This window comes from Desulfonema magnum (assembly GCF_017377395.1).
Lineage (GTDB): Bacteria > Desulfobacterota > Desulfobacteria > Desulfobacterales > 4be13 > Desulfonema_C > Desulfonema_C magnum.
This window is the reverse complement of record NZ_CP061800.1, coordinates 7,832,119-7,847,628: the sequence shown is the minus strand read 5'-3', so window position 1 is coordinate 7,847,628 and position 15,510 is coordinate 7,832,119. Positions and strand designations below refer to the sequence as shown.

Here is a 15,510-nt window from a genome sequence, read left to right as displayed (position 1 = left end):
GACGGATGAAAGCATTCAGAATCCATATAACCAGTTGGACTGCGAGTTTTCGGTATCCCAATCTCATCAGCGGATATCAGCCGTCTCTTGTGGTTCCGCCGCTTTCCACGGTGTTCGGATTGTTTTCCGCGGCCGCGGGGGAGTATGTGTCGCCGGAGGATATCGCCACAGGCTATGTCTTCCGATTTGCCTCCCAGGCCATTGACATTGAGACGATTTACCAGTTCAACAACAAATCCGCCCGGCTGAGTACAAAGTCGAATATCATCCGCCGGCAGATACTTTTTGATAATGAACTTTGGATTTATGTGACAGAGTCACGGATTGCCGAGGCATTTGCCCATCCCCATTTCCAAATGGTTCTGGGGAGATCAGGTGATCTCGCGTGCGTGAATCGCATTGATGAAATTGATCTGAAACCGGTTCAGGAACTGGCACGGTTACGGGGAACCATCGTGCCTATGGGAAAAACCCCGCTTTCCGCGCCCATTCATGCGCTGCCCATTGGTTTTACCAATGAGATACCTCGGAGAAATATCGGCACGTTTCCTTATTTTCTTTTGGAATACAAGTTCCGGCAATCCCGGGTGATCCCGGAAAGCGGTTTCCTGGACGAAGAATCAGACCATGAGGTGTTTTGGCATGATAACAGACGATAACAGCGTACTTGCGAAATCAGACGGCTCGAGTCTGTTGAATCATATCCGACACTGCCTTGAGATTTTCCGGGGGCTGCGGGCGGCCCTGCCGCTGCTCCCGGAGGTGTCTGAAAAAAAGAATTTTTTTGAGATGCTGTTTTTCTCGGTTTATCTCCATGACTGGGGAAAGGCCCACGCGGAGTTTCAGAAAATTCTGAGGGGGCGGCGATCTGTATTATGGCTGAACAGCCGTCATGAATTCTACAGTGTGCCGTTTGTTGACATGCTTCCCACAGACGCGGCAGACAGGCGATCTGTTGCCCGGGTGATTCTCGGACATCATAAAGATTTTGAGGCCCTTCTGCCGCATCTGTATTCAAAGGAGGTGATTGAAGCCTATGAGAAAAATTTGAAGGGAGGTGAGGTCAATCCTGTTGATTTTGATGCGAATTTCAGAAAAAAACTGGATTTTCATTATCTGAAAAAACTGAAACAGGGTCTCGGGGATTTTTACCAGGAATATCTGGGCCGGCCCTTTGACGCGGTCTTTAATCCTGTGGCACCGTCCCGGGCGCATCCGGTTCAGGTGTATGCTGTTCCTTTTTTAAAAGACAACACCGGGTCCGGGCCTGGGAACGGATACTGGCAGGAGATGCTGCTGTCCGGAGCAATGAAATTGTGTGATCATATGGGGTCCGCGGAGATCAGAGAGATTCCGGTGCTGTGTCCGTGTCATTTTGATTTTCTCAGAAAATTTGACGGGCAATGGTTCGCACATCAGGCAGAATGCGGAAAGGCTGAGGGCAATTTGCTGATGACAGCACCCACGGGATCCGGAAAGACCGAGGCCGCTCTGCTCTGGATAAAAAGACAGTTAAAGAGCGGTCATCAGGGGCGGATATTTTATATTCTGCCTTATACCGCGTCCATTAATGCCATGCACGGCCGACTGGTGAGAGACTTCGAAGGCTGGGAGGCTGATCCCGGAAATTCAAGATATGTGGGGCTTGTTCATGGCAAACTGGGGCAATATCTTGCTCAGTATTTTGAAGACAAGGACGGGGATCCTCGGAAATTTTCCGCGCATCTCAGGAAGATAAAGGACCTTCATAAAAAAATGGTTCATCCCCTTAAAGTGGTCACGCCATTTCAGTTGCTGAAATATTGCTATGGCGTCAGGGGAGCTGAGATGGGGTTTGCACAGCTGGCCGGGGCCATGCTGGTGTTTGATGAGATTCATGCGTATGATATGCAGACCTTTGCCCAGATTGTGGTGTCGCTGAAATGGCTGATTACGCGGCTCCGGGTCAGGGTGATGATTATGACCGCGACTCTCCCGGGGTTTATGCTGGAGGAATTGCAGGATGCTGTGGGAATGTCCGGTTTTGTCCGGGCAGATGATGCGCTCATGGCCCGGTTCAGCAGACATCGTGTTGAACTGCTTGATGGCGGTATTTTTGATCAGGCTGACAAGATACAGGACGCTCTGGATTCGGGGAAGCGCGTGATGCTCATCTGTAATACAGTGGCAAATGCCCAGGATGTTTTCCAGGCGTTTGCCAGGGGGTTGGAAGAGAACGAGTCTGTTTTGCTTCACAGCCGTTTTACCGGCCAAGACCGCATGGAGAAAGAGCAGCGTCTGAGTGAGGGCGGGATTCGTCTTCTTGCCGGAACCCAGGCCATTGAGGTGAGTCTTGATATTGACTTTGATGTGATGTTCACCGAACCTGCCCCTTTGGATGCCCTGATTCAGCGATTCGGCCGGATCAACCGGAGATGCAGGAAGGGGATTTGTCCGGTGTATGTGTGCCGAGAGGGCGGAGAAAATGACCATTATATTTATCCGCGGGATGTTGTTGAAAGGACGTTGGATGTGCTGGAGGAGGTTTCGGTGATTGAGGAACGCCATCTCCGGGCGATGCTGGATCAGGTCTATCCGGAGCAGAGTGACAAGGAGAAATATGAGGAGATAAAAAAGGGGTTTTTGTCAAGTCTGGAGCGTCTGAGACCGTTTATGCCGTTTAAGGAGCAGGAGGAGGAATTTTATAAGCAGTTTACCGGGGTTCCGGTGCTGCCTGCCATGTTCAGAAAAGCATATGAGAACTGCTGTCAGGCCTGTGATTTTATCATGGCTGAAAGGCTTTTTGTTAATCTGCATGTGGGGATGTTCCATAAATTGCTGAATCAGGAGCTGGTGGAAAAAAATGCGGCTGTTTCTCCCTCAGGCTCCCGTCTGAAAGAGATTCCCTATTGGCTGGCAAGGTGCAGGTACAGCAGAGAACTGGGGCTGTCAGATGAGGAAGATGTGTCCGAGGATACGAGCGCGGATTATTTTTAACGGCCAGACTCAGCAGATCGAAAAGTTTTCAGGACAAAAGGAGTGCAAAAATGAAGCGGACGCGGAATTTTTGCAAAACTGCTTTCACAGGTTTCGGCGTGAGTTCAGCCGAACGGAAAGACAAAAAACTTAGTTATCGAGTATAACGGTCAGACTTCCTAAGGATCAGGCCTCCGAGGTCTTTTTGGATCTTCGGAGGTCTTTTTAAAACGTCGGAGGTGTTTATGGAATTTGAATTTGATGATGACTTGGTACAGGACGAGGAGCCTGAATTTTCACTCACAGCGAGTTATCTTCTTGAGTATCTTTTCTGTCCCCGGTTTACTTATTTTGAGAAGGTGTTATATATTCCTGAGCATCAGGAGAAACGCTTTAAGGTGCAACAGGGCAGGGATGTTCATGAAAAGGTCAGAAATATGAACCCGGGGTATCTCAGGAAGAAACTGAATGTGGTGGAGAAGCAATCAGATGTATATCTTTCCGGGGGGTCGGGCGCGTTTCGGGGGATTATTGATGAGATTCTTTTTTTGGATGACGGCTGCGCGGCCCCGCTGGATTATAAATACGCGGAGTATAAGCAGCGCACGTTTAAAAACCACCGGTTTCAGTTGCTTTTTTATGCAAGGCTGATTCAGGAGAATTTTGATGTTCCGGTAAACCGCGGGTTTGTTGTTTATTCCCGAAGCAAAAACAAACTGGTGGAGATTCCCATGCGTGAGAAAGATTTTCAGGACCTTGATAAAATCATAGGGGAGATTCTCATGGTGATTCAGAAGTGTCGCTACCCAGATCCCACGCCTTATAAACAACGGTGTGCGGATTGCTGTTACGCCAATATTTGCGAAAAGGTGATTTGAAAAAAATATTTTTTTTCAAAGAATACAGGTTGTTATCAATATAAATTTACTGATTCTGACGGATTTTGGGGAGGCCGGTCAGCATGACTGATTCCGACGCTTTGTCCGCTGTCATATTTCCGGGCCTCCCCAAATTCCGTCAGAATCAGTAAATTTTAAAAAAACTCTATCATGGAGTGCCGAACTTTCAGTTTGGCAGAGTCCTTGGTTTGCAGGCATGTATAGCCCGTAAAAAGGGAGTGCGAAAATGGAGCCGCTAGGCGGAATTTTCGCATTTCGGAAGTATGCGAAAATTCCGCCTAGCGGCTCCATTTCCGCACTCCATTGATGCTCAACCTTTTAAGAATTAAGTACATGTGCAGAAATTTTTGTGCTTTTCTTTACAAATAAATATACAAAAACTTATGGTTAGGTATTTATCTATGCCAATTTGTAAGTTTAACACTCCAAGAAAGGAAGATATAATGCAGCTTTTTATCAATACTCCTGGTACTCTTATTACGCAGAAAGACGGGTGTTTCCGCTTAAAGGCAGGAGACAGGGCCGCGGACAGGTCCCCGATGAAGGTTGAGTCACTTGTGATTTCAAACAAGGCTATGATTTCGAGTCAGGCCATTGTTCTGGCCATGGAGCATAATATTGATGTTGTGTTTTTGGATGGTTATGATGATCCGGTGGGGAGGGTGTGGTTCTCCAAGATGGGAAGTACGGCCCTGATTCGCAGAAAACAGTTGGAGACTGCGGATCAGTCCCTCGGTTTGGAGCTGGTCATAGATATGATCCGTCAGAAAATGGATCATCAGATCCGCTTTCTGAAAAAACTGATGTATGCCCGCCCCGGAAAAGAAACGCTTTTCAGGAAGCCGCTCAACACGATTGAGAACGCCATGGCGGGTCTGGAGGTCCGGGGGCAGCGTCTTGAGGATGCCAGGGAACGGATCCGGGGACTGGAGGGCGCGGCAGGCAGGGCTTATTTTCAATGTCTGTCTAAGCTGATGCCGGATAAATACCGGTTCGAGAAACGCTCGAAACGTCCTGCCAAAGATCCTTTTAATGCGGTTCTGAACTATTTTTACGGGATTCTTTATTCCCGGGTGGAAAAGGCCTGCATTCTTGCGGGTCTTGATCCGTATCTGGGGTTTATGCATACGGATAACTATAATAAGAAATCTCTGGTTTTTGATATGATTGAGTTGTTTCGTATTTATGCAGAAATGGCCGCTGTTTATATGTTTACGGGCAGAAAGGTCAGGGATGATTATTTCGATTTTGCCGAGGCTCCCCTGTCTCAAAGCCGGTCAAAGAAATCTATATCAGCTTCAGATACTTGTGCTTCTGTGATGGTTGAGGCAGTTTCACTGAATCAGAAAGGTAAACCAATTGTTGCTGAGTCAATGAATATGCTTCTGGATGAGCGTATACGATATCGCAAAAAAAATGTGAGACGCCGATATGTCATACTGCATGAGGCCCACCGCTTGGCAAATGTTCTGCTGGCCGAGGACAAGGTTGACAGGGCAGATTGGCTCGATATTCAGGAGTTTTAGGAGGATGGTTATGTCTGTGCTTGTTTGGATTATTTATGATATTTCAGAGAATAAGGTCCGGAATAAGGTTGCTAAGGCGTGTAAGCAATACGGGCTGATAAGGGTCCAGAAGAGTGTTTTCCTGGGCCGCTTGGAATCAAATCGTTTTGATGAGCTGGGCGAGAAATGCCTCAGTCTGATCAATGAGAAAACAGATAGTGTTTATCTTTTTCCTTTTTGTCAGGATGATTTCAGGCGGATAAAGGTGATGGGACAGGGGTTTGACCGGAAGCTGGTGAATGACGAGATCCTCGCTGAGTTCTTCTGATGGATGACTGAGACGCGGGGGTTGATTGCCGCGTCTGAGTGTTTCCGGTTGTGACGGATTTTATTATCTATTATTATTTCAGGGCGTTAATAAGATGCGGAGCGTCGCAGTTTTTCGGATGAGATCCTGCGATCCCCCGCACCGCCCTGCCTGAAAAAAACTGCTTGACTTTACTTTTTTTTAGGGGTAAAAGAAAAAATAATTTTGACATTCTTTATGACAGAATTATTCGAAAAAAATATGTTAAAATAATTTTATTCTAAAAAAACAGAAGGTTCACGCTACTCTGACAGGTCAGCATTATGCACTCAAAGGTCCCGAAAAGGTCTGATACAAATAAATATCGCTCTTTGAAAAAATATATTAAGTTTTTGATATTAAATCAAAAATCTTGAAAATGGACTTTGAGAACCACTTCCATCAAAACAAGGATTGAAACTTTAGAACGGCTCGGACATCGAACAGCAACCCGTACCTTTGAGAACCACTTCCATCAAAACAAGGATTGAAACTCGCCAACCGCCAAACTGAAATTAGCTATAGCCACTTTGAGAACCACTTCCATCAAAACAAGGATTGAAACCATGTCCGATCTGGGTGTAACTATCCGTTTTACGCGCTTTGAGAACCACTTCCATCAAAACAAGGATTGAAACATTACAGCACTGATTACAGCATCATTTTTATAACTCTTTGAGAACCACTTCCATCAAAACAAGGATTGAAACACATGGCTGGAAATATTATAAAATCATTCAAAGCCCCCTTTGAGAACCACTTCCATCAAAACAAGGATTGAAACTTTTCAGGCTGCGCCAAATTCAGCGGCCTTATATCCTTTGAGAACCACTTCCATCAAAACAAGGATTGAAACACATCTGCGTTATTCCGGGCTTGCCACCGTTCCCCGCTTTGAGAACCACTTCCATCAAAACAAGGATTGAAACATCGCTTCCCACCCGTCTCTTGCATCATCCTGAGTCTTTGAGAACCACTTCCATCAAAACAAGGATTGAAACAAAAATCATGTTTTGAAGAGTCATAAACGTCCGCTCTTTGAGAACCACTTCCATCAAAACAAGGATTGAAACCACGTACTACCCACCGGCAGATGAAGAAAGTCGTACTTTGAGAACCACTTCCATCAAAACAAGGATTGAAACACAGGAGCGAAATCCGGATCAATCGGGGCGTATTCAACTTTGAGAACCACTTCCATCAAAACAAGGATTGAAACAAACTCCTTTCCCATTTAAAGGGTTCGCACCCTTTTTCTTTGAGAACCACTTCCATCAAAACAAGGATTGAAACGAGGATTGCGGATGACGATCCGTGTCCGATCCCAACTTTGAGAACCACTTCCATCAAAACAAGGATTGAAACTTATAAATTCCTATTGTTATGCCTACTTCCATAGGCACTTTGAGAACCACTTCCATCAAAACAAGGATTGAAACAACACAAATTTAGAATAATCATTGAAAATGTCATAGCTTTGAGAACCACTTCCATCAAAACAAGGATTGAAACATGATGAGGGAAATCCGACGGTAGAGGTTCACATCGCTTTGAGAACCACTTCCATCAAAACAAGGATTGAAACCCCATGACATTCATGAGGAAAGTCGTTTCGTCCGGCTTTGAGAACCACTTCCATCAAAACAAGGATTGAAACATAAAAAACCGGGGCATTCCGGGATGTTCGTATCCCTTTGAGAACCACTTCCATCAAAACAAGGATTGAAACTTCCCAATGTTCTGCGGACACTCGGAAACAGTTCCTTTGAGAACCACTTCCATCAAAACAAGGATTGAAACTGGGCCGTCACAATCTCATAATACACATCTTCCGGCTTTGAGAACCACTTCCATCAAAACAAGGATTGAAACTGGGCCGTCACAATCTCATAATACACATCTTCCGGCTTTGAGAACCACTTCCATCAAAACAAGGATTGAAACCAGCGTTATCAAGGATGGGATTGAGGATAATTGTCACTTTGAGAACCACTTCCATCAAAACAAGGATTGAAACCGTGATAGGATTCCTCTATCGCCGCACGCTCCGAAGCTTTGAGAACCACTTCCATCAAAACAAGGATTGAAACTTGAGGACAAAAATATCAGCATCACGCTCCGCCTTACTTTGAGAACCACTTCCATCAAAACAAGGATTGAAACGAGGCTGAGGAACCGGAAGTGACTGCTGAAAGCTCGCTTTGAGAACCACTTCCATCAAAACAAGGATTGAAACGAGAGCCTCGGCGATCTGCATCACTATCCACTCCTCCTTTGAGAACCACTTCCATCAAAACAAGGATTGAAACCCTTTTCCGGGCAAGCTGCAATATGAGGATTGGCGCTTTGAGAACCACTTCCATCAAAACAAGGATTGAAACATATGCCTCTTCCCGGGGCGTCAGCATTCTGATAGTCTTTGAGAACCACTTCCATCAAAACAAGGATTGAAACACGCTATCAAGAGGGAAGTGTGGGTTTTGCCAGCTTTGAGAACCACTTCCATCAAAACAAGGATTGAAACCCAGATAGCAATATTTTTCCGAGCCGAAGCCGGTCACTTTGAGAACCACTTCCATCAAAACAAGGATTGAAACTACGGTGAGCCTCGTCACAAATAATCAGATCAAACTTCTTTGAGAACCACTTCCATCAAAACAAGGATTGAAACACCCGGCAGGGGCTGAAAAATTAGAGTTCAAAATTCTTTGAGAACCACTTCCATCAAAACAAGGATTGAAACATGATCTCTCCGAATATCATGCCGAGGCCGCAAAATCTTTGAGAACCACTTCCATCAAAACAAGGATTGAAACATACAGAGGCAGGGAAAGCATCTGACATTGGTGACTTTGAGAACCACTTCCATCAAAACAAGGATTGAAACTACGGTGAGCCTCGTCACAAATAATCAGATCAAACTTCTTTGAGAACCACTTCCATCAAAACAAGGATTGAAACACCCGGCAGGGGCTGAAAAATTAGAGTTCAAAATTCTTTGAGAACCACTTCCATCAAAACAAGGATTGAAATGATATATAAATAAAATTAAAGAGTTATCTCCTTAACAACCAATACTGAACCGGATAGGAAAGGCTTATTCGAGGGCTTATTAACAGGTTTATGAAAATGAGATATATTCTTTTTTTGATCGTTATTTTTTGTGGTTGCAGCTACCATGAGAGCCAGGTTTTGCAAAAGCAGTCTGACATTAGCCCAAGCTGGGTAAACGAGTTAAGCACTGAAGTAATTGAAAAAGAACTTCTCGGAGCAGAAATTGATTCATCTGATCTTTCGCCCAGGCTCAGTCAATGGCTTGTCAGGCAGGCTGACATTACCGGTCAATGGGATTCCTCATACTGGCATGATGGCGTCGTACACCTCACGATCAGGAAGCGTGCTGACGGACGCTTTGATATTGTTTACTATGCAAGGGGAGATATCACATCATGGGTTCTGAAACGGATAGCCAATTTTGAAAATGGTGTTCTTGAATTCAACAAATCAGTCTGGGAGTACGGACCATATGATCCGTACAAATATTTTTATCTTCTTCGTGTAAACAACAGTCTGTACTTTGCCAGTCACCCTGTTGCTAAAGAATGGATTGTTGCTGAAGAGCCTAAAGGCTGGATATTGCTTGGAATGCCCAAAAAAATTAAGACCGAACCAACAGATACACCTAACACTCGATAATAAAATTTTTTTTTGTCATTCCTGCGAAACCAGGAATCTATTTTTGGCAGATGGCATGCTTCGGGGAGCAGTGGATTCCTGCTTTCGCAGGAATGACAGGCTGTCCGGCCGGATCGGATCAAAAAACCTGATTAGAACAGCTTTAGGGAAGGGCCGAGCAAGCCCCTTAAGGGCGGCATATTTGCCGCTCTTACGGGGCTTTGTCGGCCCTTCCTTTGTCTTTTTCCCGGAACCTCTTTTCCGAACTGTCTTCGGGGACAAGGTATCCCACATAATTATTCTTCGCACGGGTGACAAGATGAACAGACAGTTCGCCTTTTTCGTTAACGGCTTCTTTAAGTGTCAGAAAGGCCGGACCTGTGGAGAAATAAGCATCGGGAGTGACGTAACTAAAGTATAATCGTTTTTTAATTCTACATATTTAATATCAGTATGTTATGGAACTTATTTTTGGAAAATTAGATGCAAGTTATTGAAATGAAATGGTTATACGTCCCATAGTTCCCTCCTGGGCAGCTTTACCGCCGTGAGGAAACTTATTTTCCGGGGAAACTGATGACGGAAAAGACCCGCGATCAGACCCGCTGTTGCAACGCACGACAGATGAGATCGGATCGAACCGATTTTCCGGAATCCGGATTTGCCAAGCAGCAGATATTGCTTGTAATATTTGAAATGCATTTCGATTTTCCATCGTCTCTTATAGCATTTGTGAATTCTCACCGCATTGTAGAAAGATTTGTTGCAGATAAGCACGTCACAGATGGTTTTTCCGTTACTCAGGCGGCGTCGGCGGAGTATGAGAACCACTTCGCCATAAACATGGTGATGTGCCTTAATCCGCTGATAAAAATGATCTTTTTCCAGATATTTCCACTGACGTTCCGCCACCTTTTCTATAATTTCCGACGGCGTCAGCAGTTCCTCCTCAAATTCGAATTTATGTCTGTTGTCAGCTTTGCTGACAATTCGGAATCCGGCGGCATCGGCGGCATTCATAACTTTCTGCACATGATACGCGCTGTCGAAAAGGAGTTCGACCTCTCCGAGGTCGCAGCCCCGGATGTCGCATGCTTTCTTCAGGCGCATAATCTCGTCCCGCACGATATCGTTTTTCGGGCGATGGTCAGGATGCTCCGCAGGCAGCCACAGAACAAAGGAGAGCGGGATCACCGTGTCGCCGGAAACTGCCAGCATGAGGACGAAATTGCAGCCCATGATGTAACGGTCTTTGGCGTTGTCAAAAAATTTATGAATGAATTCCATATACTTACCGGATTTCTCGGCTTTTGTGTCGTCAAAAATGATCCGGATCCGTCTGCGGCTCCGTGTCGTGGCGTCGGAAATGCCGAAATTCCGGAGGAGTTCGAAAAACAGGGGCATGGCCAGCATGCGGAGCAGTCTTTCAAATGCTTCCGGGTGCCGCATCAGAAGTCGGTAAAGTGTGCGAAGACCTCCGCCGTATTTTCCGCTGAGTTCGTTAAGTGTGTCCTCCTCCAAAAAAGGGAGAAGAATGAAAACCCATATCCGCTGATACAGATGCGGAGATTTGTGATAAGGAAAACCGGCTCCGATAACGAGAAATCTCAGAGTTCTGCCGGTCAGCCGTCTGATCAGTCCCGAACATTTTGTTTTTTTTGCTCTTCTGCCCATTTTATCATCTCCTTTTTTTTTCTGTTGAAATTTCAGTATATACCTCAATTATTATATACAGAATATGAGAGCGAAAAAGCAAGAAAAAATACAGAAATACGGAGACCGGAAATAAATATTTTATATTCAATAAGTTGCATAACATGTGATCAAAAAGTGTTTTGTAACTTACTGATAATAAATAACAAGAATAAAAAGAGTGGTATACTTTAGTTAAGTTAAGACTCATCCGGGGTGGCAAAAAGAGTTTCCGGCAGGGATGCGAAAAATAATTTTCGCACTCCGGAAGCTTAACTTAATGGCAGTGAACCGGGGATCCTCCACGGGTTGTAATAAAATCGCCTTGTCTGATTACTTTTCGGACAGGCTCCCGGTGTCTTCGCTGCAAAAAGATGAGCCACAAAGGCACGAAGCCACAAAGTGACACAAAGAGACTTCGTGAACCTTCGTGCCTTCGTGGCAAAAAAAACAGCCACTTATGATTACTCATATTCTTTACTTTTCAAACACGCTTTCAGAGGTTTTTCTGAAAACCCCGGGTCTAAATTATGCCTTGTTCCTGGAAACTATAGTATCCTTTTTTGGAGATGATAATATGATCCAGCACTGTAATCCCGAGTATTTTTCCGGCCTCTGTCAGCTGATGATGAATTTTCAGATCGCTGTTGCTGGGTCTGAGTTCGCCCGAGGGGTGATTGTGGGATAAAATAACAGAAGCGGCCCGGTCTGTAATGACATCTGCGAAGACTTCCCGCGGATGCACCTGGGTTTTATTCAGCAGTCCCACGGTGACAATCCTTTTTTCAATGACTTCATTTGCCCCGTTTAGCGAAATGCAGACGAAATATTCCTGCTGCTTGTCTGCGATGTCGGTAAGCAGCGGCACGACCTCACGGGGTTCTGAAATTCTGATGGATTCTTTGACGATGTATCGCCTTGCCAGTTCAAAGCTCGCTAAAATCTGCGATGCTTTTGCAAGACCAATGCCTCCGACATTCATGAGCATGTCGAAAGATATGCTTCCCTTATGTTTCACAAGCAATCTCGCGACTTTTGAAGCAAGAGACAGGACATCCTGGCCCTTGTTGCCGCTTCCTAAAATAACAGCTATCAGTTCAATGTCTGATAACGCATGTTCGCCCTTTTCCTTCAGTTTTTCACGAGGACGGCTGAATTCCGGTAATTCTTTAATTTTTTTCATTTTATCAGCTTTTTTCCCTCCTTTGCGGAAGTCTGAGACAGGGTTACAGTTTCTGAGAAATATTTTGCCTCCTTCAAAAAATGAGATTTTCAGACGGGTTAGTTTGCATACGCCTATGTTTTTGGCGGTTTCTCTGATTCGGAGATGATCTGCCCCAGCGTCATAATGCCTTTTTCCAATTTTTCGCTCCACGGATGCCCGCAACTGAGACGGATACAATTTTTATATTTACCCAAACTTGAACAAATAACCCCCGGGAGGATCGAAATGCGCTGTTTTCTTGCTTCCTGATACAATGCCAGGCTGTCAACCGCCTCATCTAACTGCACCCACAAAAGAAGCCCGCCTTTGGGGGATGTGATTTTGGTCCCTTTGGGAAAATAGCGTGCAATGGCCAGGGCCGTATTGCTCATCTGATTTTTCAACGCGTTCCTCAGTCTTCTCAGATGTCTGTCATGAGAGCCGCTTTTCAGAAAATTGGCAATGACTGCCTGATTTAATTTTGCAGAGGCCAAACATGTATTCAGCTTGAGCCGTCTTACAGCGTCCGTGTATCTTCCCGGCATTGTCCAGCCGACTCTCAGACCCGGGGCGAGGGTTTTTGAGAAAGAAGCGCAATATAAAACCAGCCCTTTCTTGTCAAAAGATTTCAGCGTGGCAGGGCGTTTTTCTCCGAAATGCAGGTCCCCGCAAAGGTCATCCTCAATAACAGGTATGTCTTTGTGATTCAGCAATGCCACCAGTTTTTGTTTTTTCTCATCCGGCATGGCAAACCCGAGCGGATTCTGAAAATTCGGGTTAAACAGACATGCTCTGACCGTGTTGCGATCCAGAGCCTTTTCAAGACAGTTTAAGTCAACGCCGCTGGTTAAGTCCGTGGGGAGCCCCAAAGCATACATGCCCAGGTCTTCGATGAGCTGCAAAAAGCCATGATATGTGGGAGATTCCACTGCAATTGTATCTCCGGCTTTTCCCACTGCCCTTAAACATAAACTGATGGCTTCTATGCAGCCATTTGTCGTGATGATTTCATCCGCGGTTATTTTTTCGGAAAGCCCCAGGGTTCTTTTTGCGATCTGTCGTCTGAGTTCGGGATTTCCGGAGGGATGCTCATAGGTCAGCATAAGCGACTTCATCTCTTGTGATGACACGGATTTTAATGTTCTGGAAAGCTGTTTGAACGGCAGGAGTTCGGAGGAGGGAACAGCGCCGCCGAGCTGCAGGATGTCCGAATCGCTCATGGCTTCGACAATTGCATTTGCCACAGCGTTCACACTGACTCTTTTCGGTGTCGCGTTTTTTTGTTTTTCTAATTTCGGAGAGGGCAACACATTATACAAAAAAGGTCTGACATAAAATCCGGATTTCGTGCGGGCTTCCACAATTCCCCGCCGTTCCAGTTCGATATATGCCTGATATACAGTGGAGATACTGAGCCTCAGTTGTTTATGCAGTTTTCTCAGAGAAGGAAGTTTGTCTCCGGCCGCGTATTCACCTTCCATAATTTTGGATTCAATTTCATTTGCCAGCCTGAGATATTGAAAATTCGGTTTTTCCTTTAGAAAACTGACCGTTCCCATTTGCCCCCATCTGTTATGCTTAAATTTTAAACAAACTGTATCTGTTATTATTTATCAGAACCATTAGGCTGTGTCAAAATGTTTGAGCAGAAAAAATTTATGAATAATTTAAACCAGTCGGAGGTCACAGGATGAAAGAAGAAAACATATCCGCGTTATGCAAATTTTTGTTGTTTCTGGTTCGGCCCGAGGATTCAGCAGAACTGTATGCCGCGCCAGGAAAAACGCATCTTTTGAAAACATATCATTTTAGCAATTCTGACATGCCCGCGTATGCCGGAAAAATCAAGGCTGGTTTTTGGATCGTTATCTCAGTTCTGATTGCAATAGGACTTGCTTAACTCGTTTAAATCATAAAGTCATAAGTGCCTAACCATAAATTTTCGATAGTTGCACGGGAAAGAAATCCGGCTTTTTTCCTTTGCGGGACGGGGTTTGCAACCCATATGCATCAGGCTAAGAATGCGGGACGGCTGCCGGACGGGGTTTGCAACCCCGTCCGAAACGTTTGCGGGCGGCGATCCGGAAAATATTCCGGACGGGGTTGCAAACCCCGTCCGGCAAAATCAGACTTAATAAAAACAGTAGGTTGTAATCTTAGCCTGATGCATATGGGTTTGCAACCCCGTCCCGCATTCTTAAACCCCGTCCCGCAAAAAAGATAAAATGATGGCCACTCTCGCATCGCTTCGCTCGCTCCGCAAAAATAAAATTTTTGCACTCCTTCTGCTCCGCAAAAATAAAATTTTTGCACTCCTTCTGCTCCGCAAAAATAAAATTTTTGCACTCCTTCTGCTCCGCAAAAATAAAATTTTTGCACTCCTTCTGCTCCGCAAAAATAAAATTTTTGCACTCCTTCTGCTCCGCAAAAATAAAATTTTTGCACTCCTTCTGCTCCGCAAAAATAAAATTTTTGCACTCCTTCTGCTCCGCAAAAATAAAATTTTTGCACTCCTTCTGCTCCGCAAAAATAAAATTTTTGCACTCCTTCTGCTCCGCAAAAATAAAATTTTTGCACTCCTTCTGCTTAATACCGTTTTATAACCCGAATATTTTCACAAAACCATATGGGCATTGACAAGGCTGAAATAAGACTTTCTTCTTTTAATTCGGATCCGTTAAGTTCTTTGATCAGATTTTCTGCAAACGGGATTTCAGTCTCAATGACCAGGCGGTGTTGTCCAAATACCGCGGATAAGTTCCGTATCAGATCACCTTGGGGCACATAGTAATTATTCCCTAGGCATATGGGCCCGTAATCTTCTTTTCGCCAGCTATCCCCGTCGCATATGGCGATAGCCTCGGCCGGTATTTTTCTTTTTCTCAGGCTGTCTGCCTGACGGGTATCCGTTCCAGTGAAACTGACAACAATGGCGGGATGCGCTTTGATGGTCTTTGCCGGTCTTTTGTCCTGACTGAAAACACGCTTACTTACAATAAATTTTCTGTCATTGTATATTTTAATGATTTCATTTTCAATTTCACGATAATCCGTGTCTGAGGAGAACTGCTTTATCTCTCTTAAAATATAATACTTTTTTAAATTTTTCAGTGTTTTTTCCACAATAACAACGCTTGTGAAATCCGCATTCTCTCCGAATTTTACACCTGCATAAAACATCGTGTCACCCATTGCATCTTTTTGGTTTTCTGATAACGGAAGGTCGAATTCAGA

11 protein-coding genes and 1 CRISPR repeat array are annotated in these 15,510 nt (G+C 44.8%); of the genes, 7 read left to right on the top strand and 4 right to left on the bottom strand.

The window, feature by feature from the left end; genetic code table 11:
• Positions 1 to 5 precede the first annotated feature (5 nt).
• The 6 genes from cas5b (at position 6) to dnm_RS30035 (ending at position 9,401) form a co-directional block, all read left to right on the top strand.
• Positions 6 to 659 carry a type I-B CRISPR-associated protein Cas5b gene (gene cas5b, locus dnm_RS30060; RefSeq protein WP_207680547.1) on the top strand — a complete coding sequence of 218 codons (654 nt, stop codon included), beginning with the start codon at positions 6 to 8 and terminating at the stop codon, positions 657 to 659.
• Positions 643 to 2,976: a CRISPR-associated helicase Cas3' gene (gene cas3, locus dnm_RS30055; protein ID WP_207680546.1), complete on the top strand. Its 2,334-nt coding sequence runs from the start codon at positions 643 to 645 to the stop codon at positions 2,974 to 2,976. The genes cas5b and cas3 overlap by 17 nt, the downstream gene beginning before the upstream one ends.
• 224 nt (positions 2,977 to 3,200) lie before the next feature.
• Positions 3,201 to 3,833: a CRISPR-associated protein Cas4 gene (gene cas4, locus dnm_RS30050; RefSeq protein ID WP_207680545.1), complete on the top strand. Its 633-nt coding sequence runs from the start codon at positions 3,201 to 3,203 to the stop codon at positions 3,831 to 3,833.
• Positions 3,834 to 4,297: 464 nt separating this feature from the next.
• Positions 4,298 to 5,380 carry a CRISPR-associated endonuclease Cas1 gene (gene cas1 / locus dnm_RS30045; protein ID WP_207680544.1) on the top strand — a complete coding sequence of 361 codons (1,083 nt, stop codon included), beginning with the start codon at positions 4,298 to 4,300 and terminating at the stop codon, positions 5,378 to 5,380.
• Between the two features lie 10 nt (positions 5,381 to 5,390).
• Entirely contained in the window at positions 5,391 to 5,687 is a 297-nt protein-coding gene (gene cas2 / locus dnm_RS30040) for a CRISPR-associated endonuclease Cas2 (protein WP_207680543.1), read from the top strand.
• Positions 5,688 to 6,089: 402 nt separating this feature from the next.
• Positions 6,090 to 8,738: direct repeats of the CRISPR family, unit length 37 nt; unit sequence CTTTGAGAACCACTTCCATCAAAACAAGGATTGAAAC.
• A 159-nt stretch (positions 8,739 to 8,897) separates the two neighbouring features.
• A complete protein-coding gene (locus dnm_RS30035; RefSeq protein ID WP_207680542.1) occupies positions 8,898 to 9,401 on the top strand; it encodes a hypothetical protein in 504 nt (167 codons plus the stop codon).
• A gap of 486 nt (positions 9,402 to 9,887) precedes the next feature.
• On the opposite strand, the gene dnm_RS30030 is transcribed toward dnm_RS30035, so the two are convergent.
• The 3 genes from dnm_RS30030 to dnm_RS30020 form a co-directional block, all read right to left on the bottom strand.
• Positions 9,888 to 11,054 (bottom strand): transposase, encoded by a 1,167-nt coding sequence (locus dnm_RS30030; protein ID WP_207680541.1) that lies wholly within the window; start codon positions 11,052 to 11,054, stop codon positions 9,888 to 9,890.
• Positions 11,055 to 11,595: 541 nt separating this feature from the next.
• The gene (radC, locus tag dnm_RS30025) at positions 11,596 to 12,255 is read right to left on the bottom strand and encodes a RadC family protein (protein ID WP_207680540.1); all 660 of its coding nucleotides are present in this window, start codon (positions 12,253 to 12,255) and stop codon (positions 11,596 to 11,598) included.
• Between the two features lie 113 nt (positions 12,256 to 12,368).
• Entirely contained in the window at positions 12,369 to 13,835 is a 1,467-nt protein-coding gene (locus dnm_RS30020) for an aminotransferase-like domain-containing protein (RefSeq protein ID WP_207680539.1), read from the bottom strand.
• Positions 13,836 to 13,966: 131 nt separating this feature from the next.
• Between dnm_RS30020 and dnm_RS30015 the strand changes: the two genes are divergently transcribed.
• Complete coding sequence (locus dnm_RS30015) at positions 13,967 to 14,176, top strand: hypothetical protein (RefSeq protein WP_207680538.1); 210 nt, start codon at positions 13,967 to 13,969, stop codon at positions 14,174 to 14,176.
• 686 nt (positions 14,177 to 14,862) lie between these two features.
• Here dnm_RS30015 and dnm_RS30010 read toward each other — a convergent pair.
• Positions 14,863 to 15,456, bottom strand: a complete 594-nt coding sequence (locus dnm_RS30010; RefSeq protein WP_207680537.1) for a hypothetical protein — start codon at positions 15,454 to 15,456, stop codon at positions 14,863 to 14,865.
• Positions 15,457 to 15,510: the final 54 nt, after the last annotated feature.